15 protein-coding genes are annotated in these 25,585 nt (G+C 66.8%); 8 read left to right on the plus strand and 7 right to left on the minus strand.

Annotated elements, in window-relative coordinates; all coding sequences use genetic code 11:
* The first annotated feature begins 1,001 nt into the window (after positions 1–1,001).
* From BSF38_RS14840 to BSF38_RS14855, 4 genes are all read left to right on the plus strand, one after another.
* On the plus strand, positions 1,002–2,108 hold the full coding sequence (locus tag BSF38_RS14840; RefSeq protein WP_076346833.1) for a DUF1559 domain-containing protein: 1,107 nt from the start codon (positions 1,002–1,004) through the stop codon (positions 2,106–2,108).
* A gap of 162 nt (positions 2,109–2,270) precedes the next feature.
* Entirely contained in the window at positions 2,271–2,483 is a 213-nt protein-coding gene (locus BSF38_RS14845) for a hypothetical protein (RefSeq protein WP_076346835.1), read from the plus strand.
* A gap of 264 nt (positions 2,484–2,747) precedes the next feature.
* Complete coding sequence (locus BSF38_RS14850) at positions 2,748–5,684, plus strand: FG-GAP-like repeat-containing protein (protein WP_168189380.1); 2,937 nt, start codon at positions 2,748–2,750, stop codon at positions 5,682–5,684.
* A 46-nt stretch (positions 5,685–5,730) separates the two neighbouring features.
* Positions 5,731–6,504, plus strand: a complete 774-nt coding sequence (locus BSF38_RS14855) for a hypothetical protein (protein ID WP_076346839.1) — start codon at positions 5,731–5,733, stop codon at positions 6,502–6,504.
* A gap of 4 nt (positions 6,505–6,508) precedes the next feature.
* On the opposite strand, the gene BSF38_RS14860 is transcribed toward BSF38_RS14855, so the two are convergent.
* From BSF38_RS14860 to BSF38_RS14875, 4 genes are all read right to left on the minus strand, one after another.
* Positions 6,509–6,829 (minus strand): hypothetical protein, encoded by a 321-nt coding sequence (locus BSF38_RS14860; RefSeq protein ID WP_076346841.1) that lies wholly within the window; start codon positions 6,827–6,829, stop codon positions 6,509–6,511.
* A gap of 11 nt (positions 6,830–6,840) precedes the next feature.
* Positions 6,841–7,317 carry a hypothetical protein gene (locus BSF38_RS14865; RefSeq protein WP_076346843.1) on the minus strand — a complete coding sequence of 159 codons (477 nt, stop codon included), beginning with the start codon at positions 7,315–7,317 and terminating at the stop codon, positions 6,841–6,843.
* Positions 7,318–7,560: 243 nt separating this feature from the next.
* A complete protein-coding gene (locus tag BSF38_RS14870; protein WP_145952137.1) occupies positions 7,561–7,779 on the minus strand; it encodes a hypothetical protein in 219 nt (72 codons plus the stop codon).
* A gap of 140 nt (positions 7,780–7,919) precedes the next feature.
* Positions 7,920–8,999 carry a DUF1559 domain-containing protein gene (locus tag BSF38_RS14875; protein WP_076346847.1) on the minus strand — a complete coding sequence of 360 codons (1,080 nt, stop codon included), beginning with the start codon at positions 8,997–8,999 and terminating at the stop codon, positions 7,920–7,922.
* 1,087 nt (positions 9,000–10,086) lie between these two features.
* Here BSF38_RS14875 and BSF38_RS14880 point away from each other — a divergent pair.
* The 4 genes from BSF38_RS14880 (at position 10,087) to BSF38_RS14895 (ending at position 19,265) form a co-directional block, all read left to right on the plus strand.
* Positions 10,087–15,843, plus strand: coding sequence for a beta strand repeat-containing protein (locus BSF38_RS14880; protein WP_076346849.1), 5,757 nt, complete (start codon positions 10,087–10,089; stop codon positions 15,841–15,843).
* Positions 15,807–16,214 carry a hypothetical protein gene (locus BSF38_RS14885; RefSeq protein ID WP_076346850.1) on the plus strand — a complete coding sequence of 136 codons (408 nt, stop codon included), beginning with the start codon at positions 15,807–15,809 and terminating at the stop codon, positions 16,212–16,214. Before BSF38_RS14880 ends, BSF38_RS14885 begins: the two co-directional genes overlap by 37 nt.
* Before the next feature lie 1,292 nt (positions 16,215–17,506).
* On the plus strand, positions 17,507–18,637 hold the full coding sequence (locus BSF38_RS14890) for a DUF1559 domain-containing protein (RefSeq protein WP_076346852.1): 1,131 nt from the start codon (positions 17,507–17,509) through the stop codon (positions 18,635–18,637).
* Positions 18,638–18,761: 124 nt separating this feature from the next.
* Positions 18,762–19,265, plus strand: coding sequence for a hypothetical protein (locus BSF38_RS14895; RefSeq protein WP_083712955.1), 504 nt, complete (start codon positions 18,762–18,764; stop codon positions 19,263–19,265).
* 202 nt (positions 19,266–19,467) lie between these two features.
* On the opposite strand, the gene BSF38_RS14900 is transcribed toward BSF38_RS14895, so the two are convergent.
* The 3 genes from BSF38_RS14900 to BSF38_RS14910 form a co-directional block, all read right to left on the minus strand.
* Entirely contained in the window at positions 19,468–20,784 is a 1,317-nt protein-coding gene (locus BSF38_RS14900) for a tetratricopeptide repeat protein (RefSeq protein ID WP_076346854.1), read from the minus strand.
* A 95-nt stretch (positions 20,785–20,879) separates the two neighbouring features.
* Positions 20,880–24,026, minus strand: a complete 3,147-nt coding sequence (locus BSF38_RS14905; protein WP_076346856.1) for a Calx-beta domain-containing protein — start codon at positions 24,024–24,026, stop codon at positions 20,880–20,882.
* Between the two features lie 236 nt (positions 24,027–24,262).
* A complete protein-coding gene (locus BSF38_RS14910) occupies positions 24,263–25,504 on the minus strand; it encodes a molybdopterin-dependent oxidoreductase (protein ID WP_076346858.1) in 1,242 nt (413 codons plus the stop codon).
* Between the last annotated feature and the right edge of the window lie 81 nt (positions 25,505–25,585).

The raw sequence follows: 25,585 nt of genomic DNA on the forward strand, positions 1-25,585 counted from the left end.
CGATGTGGCTTCGTTTGACCCATTTCGCCCCGCCGCCGATCGTCTGTTCCGTTCCCTTCGCCCCTCTCGCGAGATTCGCCGACTTCATCCTCACGACCCGCCGATTGGCTTTGTTCGCGCGTCTGAAACCAGCCGAACACCGAATGGAATTCGTTGTGAATACAAGCCTTACGACCGCCAGTCGATTTGGCTTCGTTCGCGCCGAAAACCTCGATTCCCGCCGGCTTCTCCGTTTCTCCGAGGCCACGGAAGCCGCTCCGCGCCCCGGCTACCCTCGCCAAGCCCCGCCGGTCGGATTGGCTTCGTCCGCGCGGTTTTCGCCATCTCCCACGTACCTCGGGTCGCCGCCGCCATTTGGCTTCGTCCGCGCGATTTTCGCCATCTCCCGCCAGCCTCGCAAGCCCCCCCCTCAATTGGCTTCGTCCACGCGGTTTCGCCGTCTCCCGCATGAGGCCCCACCGCCCCTTCCGAGAGTGATTCGCCGCTGCCGCCGAATTGACAATGAACGTGACGAAGCTATTGCTCCAGTATGAACTTACTACACGACGCACGCCTTCGAACGCCCCAAAATGAATTCGCGAATGGATCAGCGATCCGGCGGGCGAGCGAGGTCCGAAAGAATACGTAGTGGCAAAAACATAACTTCGATCGATTTCCTGTTGTCCTCCATCAAGTTTCTGATTTATGCTTGTGCCCGCTATTACCGTCATTCCATCGTGGGACGCAGCAGTCCTAAACGACGAACCGTGACGTCGACACGACGCGGACCGCGAGACGTCCGTCGGATGGAGCGTCCCCGTTTCGATCGGTTTGCGCGACGACCGCCGAGGAATTCAGCGCGGCTCCTGGAAAAGGGGGGGCGTGATCGCTGATCTCGATTCGGTCGGCGGGCTCGGTCTGTCGCGTCCCGATCGCGAGTACCTTCCATCCTAAACTTACTTACCTACCGTCATCCCCGATTGTTCGTCGGCAGGCCTCCCTGTGGACGAATGGAGCCTCTCATGAATTCAAGGTCCCCGTATCATCGCGCCTTCACGTTGATCGAACTCTTGGTCGTCATCGCCATTATCGCCGTGCTCATCGCGCTGTTGCTGCCCGCCGTGCAATCGGCGCGGGAGGCCGCCCGCCGCGCCCAGTGCGTCAACAACCTGAAACAGCTCGCGCTGGCGACGCACAACTACCACTCTTCCAACAACGCCCTACCGCCACTCTTCACGAATTTCGGGTTCGGGTCGGCCGGCCCGAACGCGCCCGCAGGGGCGTGGCCGCTCGGTTGGATGGTCAGCCTTTTGGGATACATTGAGCAGCAGCCCCTCTTCAACGCTGCGAACTACTCCTTCGGGGCGTCGGACAACCCGAACGCCAGCACGCTCAGCGTGGCCAAAGTGAGCTCCTTCGTATGCCCGTCGGAGAGCCTCAAGACCGGGGGCTGGATCGCCTCGTCGTTCACGAACTACCACGCCAACTTCGGCGGCCCGGCCTCGATGGCGTCGTGGAGCGGCCCGTTCGTACCGTTTCGGGCGGACAACAACGGCAATCCCGGATCTAACAATGCCGTCACCACCTCGAACATGGGCTCGTTCGGCTTCGAGTCCATCACGGACGGCACGAGCAACACCGCCTTGATCAGCGAGAAATTGATCGGCCTGGCGGGGTACGTGGGAGGTGCCACGCCCGGTACTTCCAACGCGAAGCGGGTCTCATACCAGTCGAGTGTGAGCCTCGGCTGGGACACGGCGACGGGCAGCGCGGACGCCCAGGCGTTCTACGCCGCCTGCAAGTCCGTGCCTTCGACCACGGCGCCGACCAATCCCACCCAGTGGTCGGGGTCCTGCTGGACCGGCAGCCACGCTGGCACCCTCCACTTCAACTCCTATGACCATCTGATGACTCCGAACGGCCTGTCGTGCGTCGCGGCCAACTCGTGGGGCGGGGCTCCCGGAGGGTTCAACGACGCGATCACGGCCACGAGCAACCACTCGGGGGGCGTGAACGTGGCGATGGTCGACGGCTCCGTCAAATTCATCAAGGACTCGATCTCCCCCCAGACCTGGTGGGGGCTCGGCACCCGCAACCAAGGCGAGATCATCAGCTCCGACTCGTATTGAAGTCCGGCCCGAGCGTAGTGAGTTGGAAGTTCGACACATAACCAAAAGCCTGTGTGGGCCACGGGTTCGGTTCGCCGAACCCGTGGCCCACACGATTCAAGACACTGGCTTTCCAGATCAGGGGCGTAGCCCTTTATCATTGCAATGAAAGGAAATGGGAGAATGCGACGATATCGATTCCTCCTCGTCGGCTTGGCGATCTCGTGCTTCGGCGGGGGTTGCGGCGAGGACCAACCGAACACTTCCGCGGCACCCGAAGAGGTCAACGCCGACTTCGCCAAGAAGTCCGCCGACATGATGAAGGCCGCCAACACGGGGATGGACAAGAAGAATCTGAGACCGGGCGGGCAGGCGGCCCCCAAGCCCGCCAACTGACTTTTGGATTCGGGCCGGCGTCGAGGATCGCCTCGAAGAGGAGGTCTTCGACGCCGGGGCTCGATGAGCCGACGGTCGGTCTGAGAGTCTGTCTCGAAAGGGGAGGGCGAGGCTCCCGCCGAGCCGGGGGCGGCGGTGAAAACCGGCTCGGCGGAAGCCTCGCCCTCTCGTAATACGCGCGTGTGGGACAGACTCTGAGCGCGGCCGCGGCGGCGCCCCGCGGGAGAGACAGGGGTCATGATTCGAAGTCGGCGACGCATTGCAATGCTGACCGTCGCGGTCCTGGCGGTCTCGGGGTTCGGATGGTGGGCCGTCGCGCAACGGCGGTTCGCGACCTCCTTGGAGCAGACCCGACGATTGATGGAAGCCGCCCGATTTCCGGAGGCGAGGGAGCGGCTCCTCAGCCTTCGGTCGTCCCGCCCGCGCGATCCCGAGGTCGGCTACCGATTCGGGGTCTGCGAACACGCCGCGGGGCGCATTCCAGACTCGCTGGCGGCCTGGTCGAGCGTGCCCCCCGGTACGGAGTGGTGGCTCAAGGCCGGCCTGGCGCGTGCGAAGACGCTCGTCGGAGACCTGGGACGGTTCAGCGAGGCGGAGGCGATCCTCGAGTCGCTCCTTGACGCGCCCGGCTCCGCGGCGGAACGCGACGGGGCGCGTCGCACCCTGGCGGAACTGTATTTCTGGGAGGGCCGGCGCCCGGACGTCCAGAGGCTCATCAAGGCGGCGTGGCGCAATACGACCGACCCGGTGGGCGACCTCCGCGACCATTGGAAGGCTGAGACTGCGCCGACCTTGTTCGAAGTCGTTCGGGAGGAGATCGAGCAAGCGGCGGCGAAGGCGCCGGACGACGACCGCGTCTGGCTGGCCCAGGCCGATCTGGCCGTCCAGACCGGCCGGCTCGCGGAAGCGGAAGCCAAGCTCGATCAGTGCTTGAAGGCGCGCCCGGACGATCCCGCCGTCTGGCGGGCGCGATTCGAGCTGGCGCGCGTCGGCGACGATCTCGAGGCGGCCCTCCGCTGCCTGCCGCACCTGCCGGCCGAGCGGTTCACCGACGCGGAGCAGCTCGACGTCCGAGCCTGGTTGTCGCGGCGAGGAGGCGACCTCCTTGCGGAGCGCGCGGCCCTCGAACGTCTCGTCGTGGTCGCGCCCGGCGATTCGAGGGCGATCGACCGGCTGGCCGCGCTCGCGGCGGAGTCGGGCGAAGCCGACAAGGCGCGCGAGTTGCGCCAGCGAAAGGCGGCCCGCGACGCCGCCAAGGACCGCTACCGCTTGCTGATGGACGAGCCGCTCGCGCCGGCCCGGTTCGCCGAGTTGGCCTCGCTTTCGGAGTCGATCGGCCGGACCTTCGAGGCGCGCGGGTGGTGGACCCTCCGCGCGGCCTTCGCGCCGTCCAACCCCACCGCCAAAGAGGCGCTGGCCAGGCTGCGCGAGCCGTCCCGGACCTCAAGCCCGTCGCCGGACGTCACGCTCGCCGACTTGCTCAAATCGGACGAGCCCCGATCGAGCCCGCGCCTGAGCCGCGAACCGGCGGCCCCGTCGACACCGCCGACGACGACGGCCTCCGCGCCGAGCTTCCGCGACGACGCCGAGGCCGCCGGCTTGCGGTTCGAGTTCGACAACGGACGCTCGCCGCAACGCCAGATCCCCGAGACCACCGCCGGCGGGGTCGCGCTGCTCGACTACGACGGCGACGGCTGGATGGACGTGTACGTCGTCCAGGGGGGGGCGTTCCCGGCGAATCCCGAGCGGCCCTACCAGGGGGATCGGTTGTTCCGGAATCTCGGCGACGGGCGGTTCGAGGACGCGACCGAACGCTCGGGCATTGCGCGGATGGCGAAAGGTTTCGGACACGGCGTCACCGTGGGCGACATCGACAACGACGGCCACCCGGACCTTTTCGTCACGAGATGGCGGTCGTACGCTCTGTATCGGAACCGCGGCGACGGGACGTTCGCGGACGTGACCGCCGACTTCGGCCTCGACGGCGACCGTGATTGGCCGACGTCGGCCGCCTTCGCCGACCTCGACAACGACGGCGACCTCGACCTTTACGTCTGCCATTACCTCGTCTGGGACGCCGACCACCCCACGCTCTGCCCCAGGGTGACCGTGTCAAAGGCCAGCGAGCTTTCCGAGCCGGACCAGCGCTACAACTACTGCACGCCTCGCCCCTTCGCCGCCTTGCCCGACCACCTGTTCCGCAACGACGGCGCGCGGTTCGTCGACGTCACCGCCGAGGCCGGCATCATCGACGCCGAGGGCCGAGGGCTCGGCGTCGTCGCGGCGGACGTCGACGCCGACGGTCTCGTCGATCTGTTCGTCGCCAACGACACCACGGCGAACTATCTCTGGCACAACCTCGGGGGCATGAAGTTCGAGGAACGTGGGCTCGACAGCGGCGTCGCCTGCAACGCGGGGGGGGCGTACCAGGCCGGGATGGGGACCGCGTGCGGCGACATCGACGGCGACGGCCGCCTCGACCTGTTCGTGACGAATTTCTACGGTGAGTCGACCACCTGTTTTCGGAACCTCGGGAACGGGGTGTTCGGCGATCATGGCGGCCGCCTCGGCCTGGCCGGTCCCAGCCGATACCTCCTGGGGTTCGGCGTCTGCCTCTTCGACGCCAACAACGACGGTCGACTGGATGTAGCGATCGCCAACGGTCACGTCAACGACGACCGCCCCGATTACCCGTACCAGATGCCGACCCTGTTCCTGGTCGGCGGCGCCGACGGCCGCCTCACCGACGTGACCGAGGCCGCCGGCCCGCCATGGACCGTCCCGCGCGTCTCCCGAGGGCTCGCGACGGGGGACCTCGACAACGACGGACGGGTCGACGTCGTCGTTCTCCCGCAGAAGTCGCCGCTCGGGTTCTTCCACAACCTGACCACGAAGGGCCGGTTCCTGACGCTCACGCTCGAAGGAACCTCGTCGAACCGCGACGGCGTCGGCGCGGTCGTCACCGTCACGGTCGACGGACGCCGACTCCGCCGATGGCGGACGGGCGGGGGAAGCTTCCAATCCGCGTCCGACCCACGCCTCCACTTCGGATTGGAGGCCGCGGAGCGAGTCGACTCGATCGAAGTCCGCTGGCCCTCGGGCCGCGTCGACCAGTACCCGACGACGGCCGCCGATCGGGGTTATCGACTCCGCGAAGGAGAGTCGACGCCGATCCCGCTGCCCGGCCCTCGGGGCCGTTGAGGGCCCAGAGCCAACTCTCTTCCACGACTCGAAAGCAGGTCCCAGAATGGATTCCAACAGCAGCACTGTCGACCCATCGACACCCGATCGGGAGGTCGTCGAGGCGGTCTCGATCCGTCGCCCGGCCGACCCGTGCGGACGCGGGCTCCGACTTCTGACCTTCGTCTCCTGTTTCATCGCCGGCGTCGTCGCCTGGGGGGTCGGCGAGACGAGCCTCGTCCGGGTCGAAGCGAAACGGGTGCCGCTCGTCACGATGGGGAATAAGCACGACGGAACGACCGCGGCGACCGAGCGCGCCGCGCTGATCGCGACGGCGAGCCGCAACTCCGCCGTGCTGGGGGCGGCGCTCGGGCTCGCCATGGCCGCGGCCGGAGGCTTGATCCGACGCGCGCCTACCGGCGCGCTGCTCAGGGCGGCTCTGGCCGGGGCGGCCCTGGGAGGCGTCGCGGGCGGCCTGGCCGCGCTCGGCTCGGTCACGCTCTATCTGAAAGCGAGCCCTTCCTTCGAGAACGATCTGATCCCCTCGCTGATCATGCACGGCGCGATCTCGATTGGGATCGGCGTCGTCGCCGCGTTCGCTTTCGGACTGGGGATCGGGACGGACGATACCTGGGGCCGACGTGTGCAACTGCTGGCCGGCGGGGGGGGCGGGGCTTTGCTCGGGGCGGTCGCCTTCCAGGTCGTGGGCGGCTTGCTGCTCCCGATCGACGGAACCGCGGAGCCGATTTCGACCACCTCGCAGGCTCGTTTCCTCTCGTCGGTCCTCGCCTCCACGTTCACCGCGATCGGCGCGGCCGCAGGCTTCCTCAATTCCAGATAACCGATTATTCGGGCGGGCGCGAATGAACGTCCCATTCAGCCGCCCCGGTCGCTTCATCGATGATCACGCTGCCGATCATGACGTCGCCTTGCGGGTAGAGCAGGTAGCCGACGATCCAGTATGGGCTGAGGTCAAGACTCTGCACGAACTTCCGGAATTCCGCCTCCGTCACGTCGGCCGGAAACCGGCCTTCGCGCCAATCCTCTTCGTAGGAGGACTTGAACGCCTCGGCGTCGACCCGGCTGGCGCTGAGGCGTTCGAACCGACCGTCGAACTGGGAGCGCACGACCTCGTCGGCGAGGGCGATCGCGGCGGGTTCGTCCATGCGTGGAGACCTCACTTCGAGCGGGGCGATCCCGGGTCGAGCGGGCCGGCGCCGAGGGCGGAAAGCGCCTGTTGCAGGGGCTGGCGGTCGACTCGGTAGGTGCCGGGCTCGGCGCCCGCGCTCACCCGGAACTCATAATAGCGACCCACGTGGCCGGCGAGCAGGTCGAACGCGACGGTCCAGCCGTCCTTCTTATGAAACGTCAGCCTACCGCTCGTCGAGCACTTGTGCTCCTCGACGCGCATCGCCCGACGGACGGCGGCGGCGACAGCCTCGACCTTCGAAGCGTCGGCCGACGTGGTCGCGAACGCCGACTGCCTCTCGTTGATCGCGTCCAAGGCGACGTCGACCGAGGCGACCGACCCCGAGGGGAGCGAAGCGGGTGGAAGCCTCGCCGCACCACTCTGGAACAAGCCGACGGCGAGGAGCAGGACGGCGGCGGCGAGGCTCACGACTACTGAGACGACGACCCGGCGACGCGGTTTCATGGACGGCCTCCTCACCCTGACCGACCGCTCGATTAGAGTGGAGCGCGGCGGCTTGTCGCCGCGCCTGCATGCGGGAGCAACCTCCCGCGCTCCACGAAAGAAGGCCGAACCGCTCCCAACCTCGCGCGGACCGGGGCCGCAACCCTGGCCATAAAGAGTTCGGCCTTGGCGATGCGCGGACGCTTCGCCAAGGCCGAGCAAATGCGAGTTCGGTTCGACAACGACGATCCGGGCTCGTGAGGCCTACTTGGCGGGGGCGCCGCCCTTGGAAAGGGCCTTGGGGTTGGCCGTGGCGTTCTTCATGTCTTTTTCCATGCCCTTCATCATGTTCTCAAACCCAGCGGGGCGTCCGTCCGGGGTCGGGGCCGTGTTGGGGGGCGGCGTTGAAGGGGCGCCGTCGTCACAACCGGCGAACGTGAAAACCAGAATCGCGGCGCCAAGCCATCCAGCTAGCGGCTTCATCTCGAGCAAGCTCCTTGAACTTAGGTACTGAACCGACCGGAAGTCGCGAAGTCTAAAGGGAATCGCAGGCGCCTTCTTACTGACTGAAGAGGAAGCATTCCCAAGATCCCCTGATCGATCGCAACAATGAACCCAGCTTATCAATAGGCGTCGGCGCTGATTACTTCACCGCCGTTGCGGGTGCCGATGCCCCAGAACGTCGGGAGGTTGATCGAATCCTTGAGGAACCGAACCGAGCCGTCAGCCATGCCCAAGTTCACGCCGCCCGGGTGATTGCTGGACGGCGGGGCCGAGCCCAGCGGCCCGGTGAAGCTCAGCCAGCCTCCCTGGTCCGCCGAATTCGTGCAGGACACGCTGTTCGGGGCGCCGACGTGCGTATAGGCGTTCACCGCGACATGCCACGGATAAGCCGCGAACCAAGTGTAACCATTGCCGTCGGAACGGGCGGACGGGCTCGTGGGCGGAAGGGCGTTGCAGGCGGCGATGAACTGCATGGCGCCAGTCGCACCGCTACCCGCGACGGGACCGGCCGCCGTGAAGATGGCGCGCTTGGCGTCCCTGTCGGCTTTGGTGAGCGCCGGGCTGCCAACGAGGCCGATGAGCCGTTCGCTGAACATCGCGGTGTTCGAACTCCCGTCCCGGATCGACTCGATCCCGATCGGCCCAAGATTGGAGTCGTTGTACCACCCGTTGGGGATGATCGTTCCGCTGAAGGCTCCGTTCGCGCCCACCGCGGCGAGCTGGCCCGGGCCGCCGTAGTTGCCCACGTAACTGGTCCCGCCGTTGGGGTCCGCCGGCATCTTCTTGACACCGTCGGAGGGACAGAGGAAGCCCGCGATCTTGAGCTGGCAGACCGTGTTGTTCCCCTGCTGATACGTATTTCCACCGGCGTTGCCGAAGATCCCCAGCGAAAAATTGAACGAGCTGAACGCGGGCTGCTGCTCCATGTAGGGCAGAAGACCGAGTCCCCAGCCGTAGCTCCAGCCCCAACTCTGGTCCGAGGCCGTCGGGAACATCGTCTGCAACGGCAGCACAGAGTTCGACGAGAGATAGTTGTGGACGGCCAACCCGAGCTGCTTCAGGTTGTTCGTGCACTGGGAGCGGCGGGCGGCCTCTCGGGCGGACTGCACGGCAGGCAAGAGAAGCGCAATCAAAACGGCGATAATCGCGATGACGACCAAAAGTTCGATCAGCGTGAAACCGAAACGTGGTTTCCTCATGGACGGACCTCCCCGATAAACGCGCGGAAGAAAAGGAAGTGAAAGGCGACGGATCCAATCAACAGGGCGATTGAACCAAGCCCGACCCGCCACGAAAACGGTCTGGCAGAAGGCGATTGTTCCCCTTCGAATTCGTTCGTCGAATGTCAGCAAGCGAGCCTCACTCATGCAGGATCGCCAAACGCCACGCAAGGCTGGAGCCGGACACCCACCGAAGACGTTCGCAATCACGTCTCCGATTCTCGCCGGTCGTCCCATCGCTGGAGATCGCCCCCCAGCTCGACAAGACCCGGCGGATCATCGTCGGCGTCACCATCACGGGCAAGCCCCCATGGACCGTCCCATCTTGCTTTGATGGACGATCGCGGCCACGCAGCCTAGCATTGACTTGCCTTCCCTTGACTCGATTCGACGAACGCCGCTTCCATGCCAGATAAATGAAAGGCTGGTAGCTCTTATATCGCCTGATAATCGGCACGGCAAGCATCAGCCCCTCGTAACAATATCAATTTTGTAAACCTAATAAATTAGGAGACGCCGCCGTTTCTCGCACGCCTCGAATTCGCTTATTCTTTATAGGAAATGAAGGCCATACGGTTCACGATAGCGATCCACGAACATCATCAAGGCACGAACACATGTTGCCGTCGCATCGGTCAAGGATTTGAGCCTCCATCGGGTCGAGGCTCACCGGGATCATGTTGGCGCTTCGGGCTTGTATCGGGGCATGCCATCACCCGACGGCGTTATGATGGTTTGCATCCGAGCGCTCGGAATTCGCGGTGAGCGGAAGGGATCATTGCATCCGATTTCAATGAATCATGATCATCGGCAACGGCGTCGGCCTCGAAAGAGCCCTCCTGGCAAGCGGTGACGGGAAAATGTGATCGGGATATCCCATCAGCTTGCATTACTGCACGGCGAGCGTATATTCACCAGATATTATTTCACCCATATCGCCCAATCGTCCCGTTTTTCCAATCTTAATTCTTGCGAGCGCCCCTGATTGAGTGGTAGTGTTTCTTACATCCGTCCGAACGGCTGTGCGTTTCACGTTAGGAACAGGTCACATCCACGAGGCACTGCGATGGTCAACGGCTACCTGGGTCAACGTCGGAAGGGCTTGGCGGCGAGGCGGCGGTCGTCGTCGCGGTTCAACTTGGAGGCGCTGGAACGTCGCGAGTTGCTGGCCGTCTGGACGGTCGTCAGCAACACCGACACGGGGACGGCCTCGACAACCGACCCGAGCAAGGGGGACCTGCGGTACTGCCTCACGCAGGCGAACACCGACACCAATCCGGTGATCCAGTTCTCGATCGCGGGGAACACGACGATCCAGTTGACCGGTCCGTTGCCGGCGGTCGCCAAGCCGATGTTGATCGACGCCACGACCCAGGGGACGTTCGCGGGGGTGCCGCTGGTCGAGATCGAGGGGAAGCAGATCACGGCCGCCCAGTCGGCGCTGACGATCACGGCGACGGCCGGCGGCACGACCGTCAAGGGGCTGGCGTTCGACGGCAGCGCGGGGACGGGGATCACGATCCAGGGGAACAGCGCCGGCGGCGGCGACGGCAACACGATCGTCGGCTGCTTCTTCGGCACGTCCGACGGCGTCGCGTCCAAGCCCAACCTGGTGGGTCTGAAAATCTTCGGCTCGTCGAACAACACGATCGGCGGGACCACGCAGTTCGCCAGCAACCTGATCTCGGGCAACACCACCGCCGGCCTCGTCATCGGCGACGCGGGGGTCGCCAACGGCAACCTGGTGGTCGGCAACATCATCGGCCTCGACGTGACGGGCAAGACCTCGCTGGCCCCCCAGGCGACCGGCGTCCTGGTCGACAAGTCGAGCGGCACGCAGATCCAGGGCAACCTGATCTCGGGCAACACCGGCGACGGCGTCTGGCTGAACAACGTCAACGGCGCGCCGACCGCCGTGACGATCGTCGGCAACGGCGTCGGCGTCGACACGACGCTGCTCGCGGGGGTCGCCAACGTCTTCAACGGCATCCACGTCAGCGGGGCTTCCGGGGTCACCATCGGCGGCACGGCGGGGAACTCCCCCAATTTGATCTCGGGCAATACGCTGAACGGAGTCCTCCTCGATCCCAGCGCCGGCGGCGCGGCGACCACGGGCGTCTTGATCCAGGGGAACCGGATCGGCACGGACCTGAACGGCGCGGTCGCGATCCCCAACAACAATGACGGCGTGCAGACGATCGGCACCCAGGGCGTGACGATCGGCGGCTTGACGACCGCGGCGCGGAACCTGATCTCGGGCAACAAGCAGTCGGGCGTCGAGCTGGCGAACATCACCTTCGGCGCGAACACGATCGCGACGTTGATCCAGGGCAACTGGATCGGCGTCAACGCCAGCGGCACGAACGCGCTGCCGAACGCCGTGGGGGTCAACCAGAACGGCGGCGACGCCACCACGATCGGCGGGACGGCGGCGGGGGCGGGCAACCTGATCTCGGGCAACACCGGCCAGGGGGTCAGGATGGGGACCGGCGATCACTCGCTGGTCCAGGGCAACCTCATCGGCACGAACGCGACCGGCACGGCACCGCTGGGCAACGGCACGGGCCTTCTCTTCGCCAACGCCTCGTTCGCGACGATCGGCGGCGCGGCGGCCGGCGCGGGGAACATCATCTCGGGCAACGGCGGCGCGGGGATCGACAGCTTCGTCATCGGCTCGCAGGCCGAGGTCATCCAGGGCAACTGGATCGGCGTCGTCCCCGGCGCGACCCCGACCTCGCCGGTCAACCCGCTGGGCAACGGCGGCCACGGCGTCCAGATCTGGGGCCCGATCAACGTGCTGATCGGCGGGACCGGCCCCGGCGAGGGGAACATCATCGCGGCCAACGGCGTGGGGGCGCTCGGCGGCAACGGGATCAACACGTTCGGCGAGACCACCGGCCTGGTCGTCGAGGGCAACTTCATCGGCACCGACCGCATCGGCACGCCGGGCCTGGGCAACGGCAACAACGGAGCCAACGGCGGCAACGGCGTCAGCTTGTTCAGCAACGGCAACACGATCGGCGGAACCGCCCCCGGCGCGGGCAACGTGATCGCCAACAACAGCTCCAACGGCATCGCGCTGGTCCTCGGGTCGAACAACAATTCGTTCCTCGGCAACTCGATCTACAACAACGGCCAGAAGCCGGTCGGCTTCACGCAGCTCGGGATCAACTTCGGGCAGAGCAACGAGCCGCTGGTGAACCAGGTCTGGCCCCCCGGCCCCGCGAACAGCGGCCCCAACAACTTCCAGAACTACCCGGTCCTCGACCCGTCGAGCGGGATCTACGACAACGGGTCGATCGAGATCAAGGGGACGCTGAACGCCAACGTCGGCCAGACCTACCGCGTCGAGTTCTTCGCGAGCCCGACCCAGAACGTGTCGGGCTTCGGCGAGGGCAAGATCTTCCTGGGGGCGACAGCCGTCGCCGTCACCAACACGACGACGTACACCGCGGCGTTCGACGCCACGCTCACGACCTCCGCGCCGATCCCGTCGGGCTACTACATCACGGCCACGGCGACCGACGCGCTGGGGAATACGTCGGAGTTCGCCAAGAACATCGTCTCCAAGCAGATCGTCGACGTCTCGATCGCGGGCGCCGTCGCCTCGAACTTCCCGGGCGACCCGACCAAGGTGATCGTCGGCGGCCAGTTGACTTACACGTTGACCATCACCAATTCGAGCCCGGTCGCCGCCAACACGGTGTCGCTGGTCGACACGCTCGATCCCAACGTCGTCTACCAGCCGCTGTCGTCCTCCACGAGCGTCCCGGGCGTCGTGCTCTCGTACAACTCGGCCGGCGGCACGGTCTCCGCCGTCTTCCCGACGATCGCCGCGGGCCAGACGGTGACGGTCACGATCGTCGCACTGGTGGCGCCCTCGGCCGCGTCCGGCCCCCCCGCGCCGATCACCAACGCGTTCGCGATCACGACGGCCGACGTGAATTCGAGCCTGAACACCAGCGGCGAGGTCGACACGACCAACGCCCTGCCCGCGGCGGACCTGCGGATCTCGGGTTTCGCGGCCTCGCCCGACGGCGTGATCACGCCGCTCTACGCCGGCGGCGGCTACAGCTACAGCATCGGCGTGGCGAATCAGGCGGGCCTCTCCGACGCCACCAACGTCGTCGTGACCGACTACCTGCCCGACTCGACCCTCGTCACGTTCGACCCGACCCAGAACCCGGGCTGGACGCTGCACGCCTCGGGAACCTCGCAATATGCGACCTACGACGTGGGGACCCTGGTCTCGGGCGCGTCCCAGACCTTGACTCTGATCCTGGGCACGACGGCCGCCGCCGTGGGGCCGCCGCTGAGCAGCTTCGCGACGGTGTTCTCGACGGCCGTCGGCCCGGTCGGCGCGGTCTTCGACCCGAATCTGGCCAACAACACGTCGGCGACGATCAACACGCCGGTGACGGCCGCCGCCGACGTCCAGGTGACGGTCGTCCCGGACCCGAGCACGGTCTACGCGGGCGACAACTTGTCGTACACGATCAACGTGATCAACAACGGCCCCTCGCCGTCGTCGGGGGTCATCCTGACCAACACGGTGCCCGCCGGCACGACGTTCATCTCGGCGGAGCAAGACGGCGCGCCGCTGGTCGTCACGCCGGTCGACGGCGTGCTCACCTTCAACCTCGGCGGCCTCAACGCCGGAGCGTCGATCAAGCCGATCGTGATCACGGTCGGCACCGCCGGGATCACCTCGTCCGCCGCCGTCTCGCCGACGACCACGGCGAACCTCGCGTGGACCGAGTTCCCCAACGCGTCGTCGGCCGCCGACGTCGTCGTCGGGACGGTCACGCCCAAGAGCCAGCTCTCGGTCGCCTTGCAGTCGGACCCGTCGAGCATCTACGTCGGCGGCACGGCGACCTACACCGTGACCGTCGCCAACACCGGCCCGTCCGACGACACCAACGTGACGGCCGTCCTGGTCTTCCCGGCGAACACCATCGTGACGCTCACGCCGGGGACGTACACGCTCCAGCAGACCCCGACCAGCCAGATCGTCACCTTCAACCTGGGCAGCCTCGCCGCCGGCGCCTCGGTGCAACGGACGATCGCGTTCACGGCTCTGCCGGCCGCCGCCGACTCCAGCGGCTCGGGGACCGTCAACGTCTCGGCCACGGTCACAGGCGCCAACTACCCGGCGAACACCTATCCGCCGGCGCTCGCGGGGACGACCGTCCTGGCGGCGATCAACCTCTCGATCCAGCTCTCCGCCACCCCCAACCTCGCGCAGATCGGCCAGAACCTGGTCTACACGATCCAGGCCACCAATAGCGGCCCGTCCACGGCGACGGGAGTCGTCGTCTACAACGCCCTGCCGGCGATCCCGCAATACGTGACGTTCGTCTCGGCGAAATCCAACGGCGTGCCGATCAACGTCGCCCCCAACGCCAACGGCGTCCTCACCCTGCCGGTGGGAACCCTGACGGCCGGGCAGTCGATCGTCTTCACGATCACCGTCACGACCACCAACGCCGCAATCGCCGCCTCGCCGATCTTCAACACCGCCCAGGTCGTCGGCGCCGAGCACGACACGAACCCCGACGACGATCAGAAGACCATCGGCGTGACCGTCACGCCGGCGGTCGACCTCACCACCACGCTCACCGCCGCGCCCTCGACGGTCGAGGTGGGGGACTATCTGACCTACACGACGACCGTCCTGAACTCCGGCCCCTCCAACGCCACCAACCTCACGCTCATCGCCACGATCCCCGCGAACTCGACGTTCGTCTCGGCCTCGCCGGGCGTCACGGTCTCGAACGGCCGGCTGATCCTCAATATCAGCAACTTGGCCGTGGGGGGCATGGTGGGCTTCCAGTACGTCGTCTCGCCCACCTCGTCGGCCCTCACGACCGGCACCCTCGTCAGCTTAGCCACCGCCCAGACGTCCGAGGCCATCATCAACCCGAGCACGAGCCAGACGTCGCTGACGATCCCGGTCATCGACCGTTACGGCATCATCCAGCTCGCCTCGGCGTCGTACACCGTCAATGAAGACGCGGGCTCGGTCGCGATCGTCGTGAACCGCGTCGGCGGGTCGCGCGGGACCGTGACCGTCGATTACGCGACCGTCGCCGTCAACGCCGTGCCGGGGTTCGACTTCACCCCCGTCTCGGGGACCCTGACCTTCGCCGACGGCGTCACGACCCAGACGATCGTCGTGCCGATCCTGGCGAACCCGTACGACGCCCACAACGAGCTGTTCAACGTCGTGCTCTCGAACGTGACCCCCGCCGCCGCGCTGCTGGGCTCGCCGAGCACCACCCTGGTGACGATCATCGACACCGATCCCAACACCACGCCGCTCACCGTCGGCCAGGCCACGTGGCAAGGGACTGCGACGACCATCACGGCGATCAAGGTGACCTTCAACCAGCCGCTCGCGCCGGCGACCGCCGTCAACCCCGCCAACTTCCTGGTCGTCGGCGTCGGACCGGACAATCGGTACGGCACGGCCGACGACTATTCCATCGGCCTGACGCCGACCTACGACCCGTCGACCTTCACGGTCACGCTCACCCCGTGGGAGCCGATCGTCGGCAACACGTTCTATCACCTGACCCTGGTGGGGACCTCGGGCGGCCTCGTGAACCTCGGCGGGACGTCGCTCAGCGGCGACGGCGCGACCGCCGGCACCGACAACCAATCCTCCCTGGCGCGGGGACCAGCCTCAAGTACTACACCGCGGCCGGCGACCTGGTCACCCTGGGCGTCAGCGGCGGCGGGTTCCTCGACGACCTTCTGGACGGCTCGAATTCCGGCGAGCAGCTCGTGCTCGTCGACCATGTCGCGGGGCACACCACGCTGACCGGCGCCGTGGCCAAGAGCAAGTTCGGCACCGGCCGCGCGTACCTCGGCTACACGATCTACGGGCTCGGCAATTTCGGCGAGGTGAAGGTCAAGATGTACGCCCCGCCGTTCCTCGTCGACCGCTACCCGTTCTCGCCCGGCGCCGCGATCACCCAGGTGAGCAATGGCTCCGTCGTCCGCCTGGACGGTCAGGTCGTCAAGACGGGACGCCCGGTCCGGAACCATCCGCAACTCGTCCCGACCACGCGCCGGCCCCTCCCGACCCGCGTCCCGGCCGCGCCGAAGACGGCCCGACACGTCGCGACCGTCCCCCGAACGATCGCCGCCCGGGCCGCCCTCCCGCGGCCGTTCCTCGCCTTCCATCATTGAGAGTTCCGGGACGGAAACCATGGAAGGTCGATGCCGATCGGGTGGCGCGGCTCGGCCTTCTTCCGTGGAGTGCGGAAGCTTGCTCCCGCATGGGCCGCGTGGTCAGCGCGGCGGCGAGCCGCCGCACTCCACATCGGCGTCCGCTTCCAAATCTCGCCTCAAATCTTGTGCAGAACACGATTGAGGCTGAAGGCCGGGTGGGGGTCGTCGGTTCCAGCACGGATCTCGGGCCCGCAAACGAGGGTTTCAACATACGCCTCGAAGCGCCACGCCCCTCATCCGGCCTTCGGCCAACTTCTCCCGGGGGAGAAGGATGTTTGTGTCGTCATTTTTTGATGCTTATGCGCACCGCCCACGCCCGAGACCGTGAGGCGATACAACCGATCGGTCTCTTCACGTCGTCGACGTCGCGCCAGTCCGAATCATTACGTTCTTAAAACTTATAGAACATCGATTCCGAATACTTGACAAACGGGTCGGCGAGGGTCAAATTCAACATCGTTCCATCACGTGTGGGCCCCCTCTCGACCCCGGATTTCCGCTCCGGGCGCGCCCCTTCTCGACGAGGCCCCCACGGGGACGTTCAAGTCTCCCAGGCCGACGGGCCGCCTCGACACGAGCGAGGAGAGGACATTGAGACGAGCTGATTCCGATCGATCGAAGATGGGCGACGCGCGACCGGGGCTTGCTCGACCTCGCGGCGTCCGAATTCTTACGTATTCAGGCATGAATTCGGCAGCCATCCGAATTCTTAAATCCTTAAGATCCAACAAACAAACAGGGATGTCTTGACATTCGGATCGATTCGCGATTCAATCGGCGTTGCGGTTCAAAGTCTCTTGCATCCTCTCTCACAAGCTGGACCACGACCTAAGGACGCGGCCTCAACGGCCGAGACGTCCCTGGCGGGACCTCCCGGAACAAACCGTCGAGCCGCTCGCTGCGCCCGTCGGGCGAAACGAATCGCACGCTCAAGCCCCACGAAGCCGCGGGGCGACGATCGATTCGCTTGCGCCTCGAAGTTCGGCGACCGCGACGCTTCATTAAGTCGTTACGTCTTGCTTCGTTGAACCGACGAAGGACGGGCGGAGGCCCGGCGCGGGTCGACCGCGACCTCTTCAAGGAACTGCCACGCACTTCACCAGGATCGGAGGCGTCCTCGGCCCGAGTTTTGCAGCGTCTCGAGATTGCGGTCCGAGGTTCTTCCAAATCGGCGCTCGCAGCGCGCCGATCCGGAACGGCCTCGACAGCCGGTTCATGTCTTTTTCTCCTACTCTGGAGGTTCTCGTTCGATGCGTAGAAAAGGCTTCACCCTGATCGAGCTCCTGGTCGTGATCGCCATCATCGCGGTTTTGATCGCGCTCTTACTTCCCGCCGTGCAGTCGGCTCGCGAAGCGGCCCGCCGAGCCCAGTGCACCAACAACATGAAGCAGATCGGCCTTGCGCTGCATAATTACGAGAGCAGCATGGGCTCGTTCCCCCCCGGCGGCATCGCCGACGAGACCTTGGCGGCCTCCGGCAACCCGCTGGGCGGGATCTGGGGCGGGGCCGGAACGAACAACGTGGCGTCGTGGCGGGCGTTGGTCATCCCCCAGATGGAGGGTGGGGCGATTTACAACGCGATCAACTTCTCCGTCTCGCTCAACGCCTCGACGAGCAGCTCGGCCCAGTGGACCGCGCTGATGACGATCAACGCCGCCTGGCTGTGCCCCTCGGACGACAACTACCAGGGCGTCAGCGACGGCTACCGATCGGCGTTGGGCCCGTGGGGCAACTACCCCAACGGCAACATGCCGAACAACCCGATCACCAACGCGCCGGAGACGCGGGTGCCGTACTCGAACTATGCGGGCAGCTTCGGCGACAACTACGCCATCGGCGCCCTCACCCCCTCGCAGAACCCCTGGGAAACCTACCCCTATCCGCCGGTCCTGGCGATCGGGCAGGCTCGCATCGGCTGGCCGGGCTTCTGGGGCACCAGCTTCGACGACCAGATCACCACCCGCCCCTCGGGCTCGCTCCGCGGCATGTTCTCCTACCGTATCCAGGGCGTCGGCCCGGTGCGGATCGCGTCGATCACAGACGGCACGTCCAACACCCTGCTATGCGGCGAGACGATCCCGGCGCAGGACGCCGACAGCAACTTCTGGAACAACAACGGCTGCACGTTCGGCACCACCATCCCGATCAACTGGCAGACCCTGCGGGTCCCGGTCGACGGCTCACTGCCGTGGGGCAGCGCCGACTGGCAGAACCGCTTCAGCTACGCCAGCAAGGGCGCCAAGAGCAAGCACCCCGGCGGAGCCAACTTCCTGTTCGGCGACGGCTCGGTCCACTTCCTCAAGAATTCGATCAACCTGCCCATCTACTGCGCCCTCGGCAGCAGGGCCGGCAATGAAGTGATCAGCTCGGATGCGTACTGATCCTGAAATCCCCCTCGAAGGGACGCGGCCGGCCGTTTCCAGCGGCCGGTCGCGCCTACGGAATCCGCCGACGAGACGAAACGCTGGTCCGCCCAGTCGATCCCCTTACAGGAAGTTATCACCCATGCCCGAATATTCGACGATCTCTCGAAGGTCCGCGGTCCGCGCCGCGGGCGTGCTCGCCTCCAGCCTCGCCGTGATCCTGCTCGGCGGTTGCGGTGACGATGGACTAGGCAAGCGCTATCCGGTCTCCGGCAAGGTCACCTACAAGAACGCGCCCGTCGCCAGCGCGTCGATCACGTTCTACCCCGCCACCGGCCAGACCGGCGATCAGCGGGGCGCCACCGGGATCGTCAAGGACGGTTTTTACACGCTCTCGACGATCGGCAACGACGACGGCGCGTTCCCTGGCGATTATCTCGTCACCATCACCGCGCGCAACCCCGACATGACCCAAGCGAAGGAAAACGCGAAAGCGGGGGGCTCTTTCCGCCAGGACGACGTCGCCAAGGCGTTCAAGAAGGCCGAAGCCACCATCCCCATGAAGTACGAATCCCCCGAGTCCGGCAAACTGAAAGCCAAAGTCGAGGCCAAGAGCCAGACGATCAACTTCGACCTGACGGACTGAACGGAACCGTGGCAGCTATCAAGAAAAGTCGCCACGAGCGGCCTCCGATAAAACCATCATGAGGCCGCGGCGATCACCCGGCCTCATGAAAATGGGCCCCCGAAGTACAAGCCCGAAGTGCCAGCGAGTGCATCGCCCGGACCGCTCCCGGGGAACGCACTCGCTGGCGCTTCGGGCTTGTACTCTGTCCTGGCCTCTCGGCTCATCGCTCGCCGGCCTGCAGCTTGTGGAAATTCGCGAGGCCGGCGTCGCCCCGACGCTGGTAGTAGTCGGCGAGCAGGTGGTGGGTCTTGGCGTGCGTGGGATGTTCGCGGACGTTCTTCTCCGCCCATCTCAGGCCCTCTTCCGGGTGCCCGTGCTCGATCAGCCACCGCGCGGCGGCGTATTGGATCGACGCGTCCTTGGGAGACTTGCGAAGGTCGTCGAGGATCGCATCGATCTCCGCCTTCTGCTTCTGGAGCCGGGTCGTCTCCTCGGTCTCCTTCTTCGCCTCGTCGGCGCGTCCCAGCCAGGTGAGGACCAGGCTCCGCTGATAGTGGACCTCGGGCTCGTCGGCGTCGAGCGCGACGGCGCGATCGAAGAAGCCGAGGGCCGGCCGGAACCGCCCGCGCTTCATCTCCAGCTTCCCCCGCTCGGAGAGGGGGCGGAAGTCGTTCGGGGCGACGTCCGCCGCGCGGTCGAAGCATCGGGCCGCCTCGTCGTCCTCGCCGCGCTCGACCGCGACCCGGCCCAGGCCGAGCAGCGCCTCGACGTCGTCGGGCCGGCTCGCGCGGACGACCTCGTACTGGCTCGCGGCGTCGTCGTAGCGGTGCGTCTGCAGGTACAGCTCGGCCAGGGCCAGCCGCCCCTTCTCGTGCCGAGGGTCCAGCCGGACGACCTGTTCGTAGCCGGCGATCAGAACGTCCTGGGTCGTATCGGTCTTGCGGCGATCGATATCGGCCTTCCAGTAGTAGGCCCGGGCGTCGTCCGGGGCGTCGACGATCCACTGCTTGACGACCGCCTCGGCCGCCCGAAGCTGGAACGTCTCGATGTAGCATCGCGCCAACGCCTCATCGACCTCGGCGTCCCTCTGGCCGGTCGCGCCCGCCTGTCGGAACAGCTTCTGGAGGATCGGCTCGGCGTCGGCGAGGCGGCCGGCGCGCGCCAGGACGAGCCCTTGCTCGCGATCGACGGCGGCGGCCGGATAGCCGAGCTTGCGGGCCGACTGGAGGCCGCGCAGACCGTCGTCGAACCGCTGGAGCCCGATCGCCCGCCGCGCGGCGAAGAAGCGGGCCTCGGCGTCGTCGGGCCGGGCCGCCAGCCAGCGATCGAGCGAAGCCCCCGCCTCCTGGAACGCGCCGGCCTCGATCAGCCGCTTCGCGTCACGAGCGGCGGCATGAATCGCCCGCGCCTCCCACAGCTTGAACCCAAGCCCCCCCAGCGCGACGAGGACGAACGCCCCGGCCAGCACCGCGCGCCAGCCGAGCCGCCGAGCCCGCTTCCGCGAAGCCGCCGGAATCGCGGATCGATCGTTTCCCATGGGAACGCTCGGGCGAAGGAAAAGGATTGGCCGTCGTCGACGTTCGTGAAGGCCGGACTTCGCGTCAGTATAACACGACCCGGCGCAAACCGTCGTCAGCGACCGCCGGCCGGCGACGCGCGGCGGGCGATCGAGGGCCGCCGCCAGACCAGTTCGGTCGTGTAGTCGGTCCCGGAATGCACGCCGTCGCCCGCCAGCAGGACGCCGGTCGCGCCCCGGACGCCCGCGCCCGAGACCGTCAGGCGATACATCCCGTTCGCTGGCAACCGCCGCCTCGGCATGAGCTTCGACGTCAGGGTCGTCGGATCGTACCACACCGTCAGCCCGATCCGCCGGTCGTCGCGGGTGCCGAACTTCTGGTCGCGGCCTGGGGTCACGAGCGCGAAGTTCGCCGAGGCCAGAGCCGTCGACACCGCCACCGGCCGCGCGAACCGCACGTCGATCGCCGCGCCTCGCCACTGGACCGAGGCGACCGTCGGCGGAACCGCCTCGTGGATCGTCACGACGGCCGACGCCCCGGTCCCGATGTAGAACAGGAACGAGCGGTCGCCGCTGCCGTACGGGTCGGCCGCGATCGGCACGGCGATCGTCTTGCTCGTCTCGCCGTCGGCGAATGCCAACGTCCCCCAGGTGGGCGTGAAGTCGCGCCCGGCCCACGCGCTGCCGGCGACGGTCGCGTAGTCGATGGTCAGAGGCCCGCTCACGCCGCCGACGCGGTTGATGGTGATCGCGACCGAGCCGGCGTTGGCGTCGACGGCGTACGACGTCGCGCCCAGCACCGGCGAGCCCGACGGCCCGGCGACCACCGCGACGGTCGCCGTCGCCGCGTTGGCCGCGAGGGTGACGATCGGCTGCGCGGCCTTGAGGACGCCCGCGTTGCTGGTCAGCCCCCCCGACAGGGCGTCCCAGGTCGGCGACACGACGAACTGAAAGCCGCCGGTCGCGCCGACGGGCAGGGAATCGACCGTGAACAGCAGCAAGTTCCCCTGGACGACGACGCCTGGCGACGCCGACACCAGCCTCGAATTCGCGGGGATCGCCGCCGCGATCGTCACGCCCCGGCCGGGGTACCGACCCACGTTGATCGCGAGCGCCGTGAACGTCGCGTAACCGCCGGTCACGACCTGCGATCCGTCGGTCGTGAGCCGCGCGACCACGTTAAGCGGCAGAACGCCCGGGTCCGGGCTCGGGCCTAACGACTGGTCGCCGAGGGAGAGGTTCGGCTCGATCGTCGTCACCGAGGCGCTCGACCGATCCCTCGTTGCTCCCACCATCTGGATGACCCTTGACGCGCCGGGGGCCAGAGAGCCGAGCGGGATCGTGTAGGGCGGGTAGACCGGGAGACCGCTGATTCCGCCGCCGGGATAGAACGGAATCGAGGGCCCCGTGCCCTGGAAGTAGACGGGGACGCCGTCGATCTGGCCGTAGTCCGCGAACGTCTTCGTATCGGCGTACACCTCCACGCCCGTCGCCGTGACCGGCCCGTTGTTGGTGACGATGAACAGGAAGACGCCGGGGTCCGAGGGGAGCACATGCACCACGACGTCGACCCACGGCAAGACGCTTCTATCAACCGACAGCGCCGGGTAGTCGCTCGCCGGCCGATCCGCCTCGGTGATCGTCCCGACCACGTGGACGACGCCGCCGAGGGCGGGGAGGAGGGGGACCGCCTCGACCGAGAGCGTCCGCGACGCGCCGGAGGGCAGGTCGCCCAGGTGGAACGTGACGACCTGGCCGGTCGCCGTCGCCGTGACCGTATAGTCGCCGGGCGGAACGAACATCTGCGACGAGGGCGGGAAGGCGAGCGCGACGACCACGTCGTGGGCGTCGGTCGCGGTGGTATTGGTCGCGGTGTACGAGTAGGTCAACATCTGATTCACGTAGCTGTCGGACTTGTCCGCGTCCAGTCGGATCGACAGCGTGCCGGCGGGGGTCACGGTCCCCAGCGTGTACACGCCCCCGGTGCCTTCGGGCAGCTCGTTCCAGGTCACTTTGATCGGGGCCGAGAGGGTCGTGGGGGCGTTCTGAACCCCGCTGGTGTTCAGGGTCACGACGAGCGGGCCCGCCAGATTCGGCAGCGGAATCGAGAGCACGCCGCCGACGACCGAACCCGCGATCGAGGCGCCTCCCCATGTGGCCGACACGAACGTCGTCCCGGCGGGGAGCGTCTGGCTCACCACGAAGCCGGTCGCGGCGTCCGAGCCCTGGTGCGCGACCTGAACCGTGTAGGACAGGTCGTCGCCGACCGGCGTGGTGTGCGAGTCGGCGACCACCACGACCTTGGTCTCGGCCGACACCGGCACCGGCGTCGACACGTCCACGACGTTGTTGGAAGGGTCGAGGTCGTAGGCGTAGGACATCGCGCTCGCCCGAAATGTGATCACCGGCGATGGCGACGTAGCAGGCCGCGCATCAAGCACCAGCGTCACGGTCCTCGACGCGCCGGGGGCCAGATCGCCGATTACGAATTGAAGGTCGCTCATGGCGCCGGGAGAGGCGGATTCCGCCGGCTCAGCATCGGTCCAGCCAGGATTGTTGTCGCTGTTGAAGCCGACGCCTCCTTTCAAATTATAGATGAAGATTTCCGCGAACGAGGCCTTCGTGGTGGTCGAGTTGTTGACCGCCACGAACGAGTAGACGACCTTGCCGCCCGGGTGGGGTGACCAGCCGTCGGGGGCAGAGGCCGTGACGCTCGCCAGCGCGACGTCGGCGATCGGGGTCGGGCCGCCGCTCTGCATCGAGCCGCTGGTCTTCGTGCTCGTGTTCACGTCGGCCGTCGTGATCGAGAAACTGTTGGTCCTGGGCACCCCCGGAACGTCCGCCGCCGTGAAGGTCGTTTCGGCCTCGACTTCCACGTCCACCTTCCCCCGAACAGCCGGGATCGTGATGGTCACGACGCCCGTAGCCGGGTCGTGCGTGTAAGTGAAATCAACCCCCTTGGAGAGGTGGATGCTGTTCACCGTAGTAAAGGAGACACGCGGGTCCAGGACGTCGGTCAGAACGACCGGCTCGCCGTTCACCTGGTCCGTGTTGGTGATATCCAGCTCGTAGGTGATCCACTGGCCGTTCACCACGCCGTCGCTGTTGCTGGCGGGCCACGCGACGACATGGCCCACGACCGAGACGTCGACCGTCAGCAGCTCGCGACGTTCCAGCCCCTCCAGCGAGATTACGGTCCTCGACCGACGACGACGGCCCGCGAGCCTCTCCCGTGCGCAGGAAATCAGCCAGGGTTTCGCCATCGAAGGCCTCCATTAAAAATGATTCACAATCATCTTTTCGCCATACTGGATCGCAGCAAACCGATCAGCACACCTGCGAAAAGTCTGCTTCTTCATCCAATATACTCGTTGAAATCTCGGATTCAATCCAGCGACGCCCGGCTTCGACATCCCAGCCTTGCAACCAGGGTCGATCTCGTCGATGGGGGCCGAAAGCCGCATGCACGGGTTGGTTGCGAGGCGGGAACCCGCCCGCGTCACGCCTTGGCGGTGATGTGGAGTCTTTTGCATTGCACGCCGTTCACGCCGGACCGTTGCGCGAACGGCCGGGGCTCGGGCTGGGCGAAACCGTTCCGGTCCACCGTGCGGACGCGGAATTCATAATCGCCCGGCTCCAGCCCTCCGAGCGACGCCGACCAGGGGGCGACACTGAACCGCAACGGCCACTCCTTCGGCCTGCCGTCCGGCCCGAAGCCCCAGATCCGGGCGAGGTCCACCCCGGCGGGAAGCTCCGCGGCGAGGTCGACGGGGGGCGGGTCGAGGTCGCAGGGCCGCCACGAGGCCGTCGCCCAGGCGGGATCGTCGTCGTGAAGCTCCACGACGGGCCGGCTCACGCGCCTCAGCCACGATTCGACGCGCGCCAGGCCCGGCCAGCCGACCATCGCCGTGCCCCGGATCACGAGCGTCTCGCCCGCGGGGCGCGTCGCCTCGTCGGCGTCGTCGAGGTAGGCGGCCGTCTTCAGGTACGACTCCGGGTCGTTGTTCGCGAGAGCGTAGGTGTCGTTCGCCTGGTAGTCGTTGGTGAGCACGATCTGCTGGAGCCACTTGACCGACTTGAACCCGTGCGCCCACGGCACGATCATTCGCACCGGCCCGCCGCGCTCCAGCGGAATCGGCCCGCCGTTGAGCCGGTACGCGATGAACGGAGGAAGTTCGCCCGGCGGCGCGTCGAGCACCTGATTGATCGCCAGCGACGATCGGAACATCTGTTTCGGGTCGTTGTTATGAAAACCCCAGTAATAGACGCGGCGGACCTGCTTCATCTCGCCCCCCAGGCGGAGCACGTCGCGGAGCGGCACGCCCTCCCAGAGCCCCTGGCCGAGCGGCTGGGCGATGTTGTTGCACTGCATGGCCTTGAGGAAGAGCACCCCTTTCGTCTCGCCCAGCTTGACGAGCGAGGCGAGGTCGATCGCGGAGCCGTCCGCCTGGCGGAGGGGCTTGGCGAGCTCGGCCTTCCCCTCGGCGGCGACCTCCAGTCGCCAGGTCTCGGGAGTGAGACGCGCCTTGACCAGGGCCTCGCCCTGGAGCGTGTGCGGGATCGGATCGCCCCGGCTGACGTCCGTGAAGTCGTCGCCTGGCGTGAGGAAGGGGCGGCGAGAGCCGTCGTCGTCCGTTCGCCCCGTCGGCGGCGAGGCGGCCGGCGAGCGTCGGACCAGACCGCTCAGCACAAGGCCCGTGGCGCCGAGACCAAGGGCGTCGCGGCGAGAGATCGGCTCCATCTCAAACTCCGAACTCCCGCGCCGCCGAAGCGTCGCGACGACGCCTCGGCGGCTCCTGGGTCAGCGGTTGTAGACGGTGAA

It is taken from the genome of Paludisphaera borealis, assembly GCF_001956985.1.
Lineage (GTDB): Bacteria > Planctomycetota > Planctomycetia > Isosphaerales > Isosphaeraceae > Paludisphaera > Paludisphaera borealis.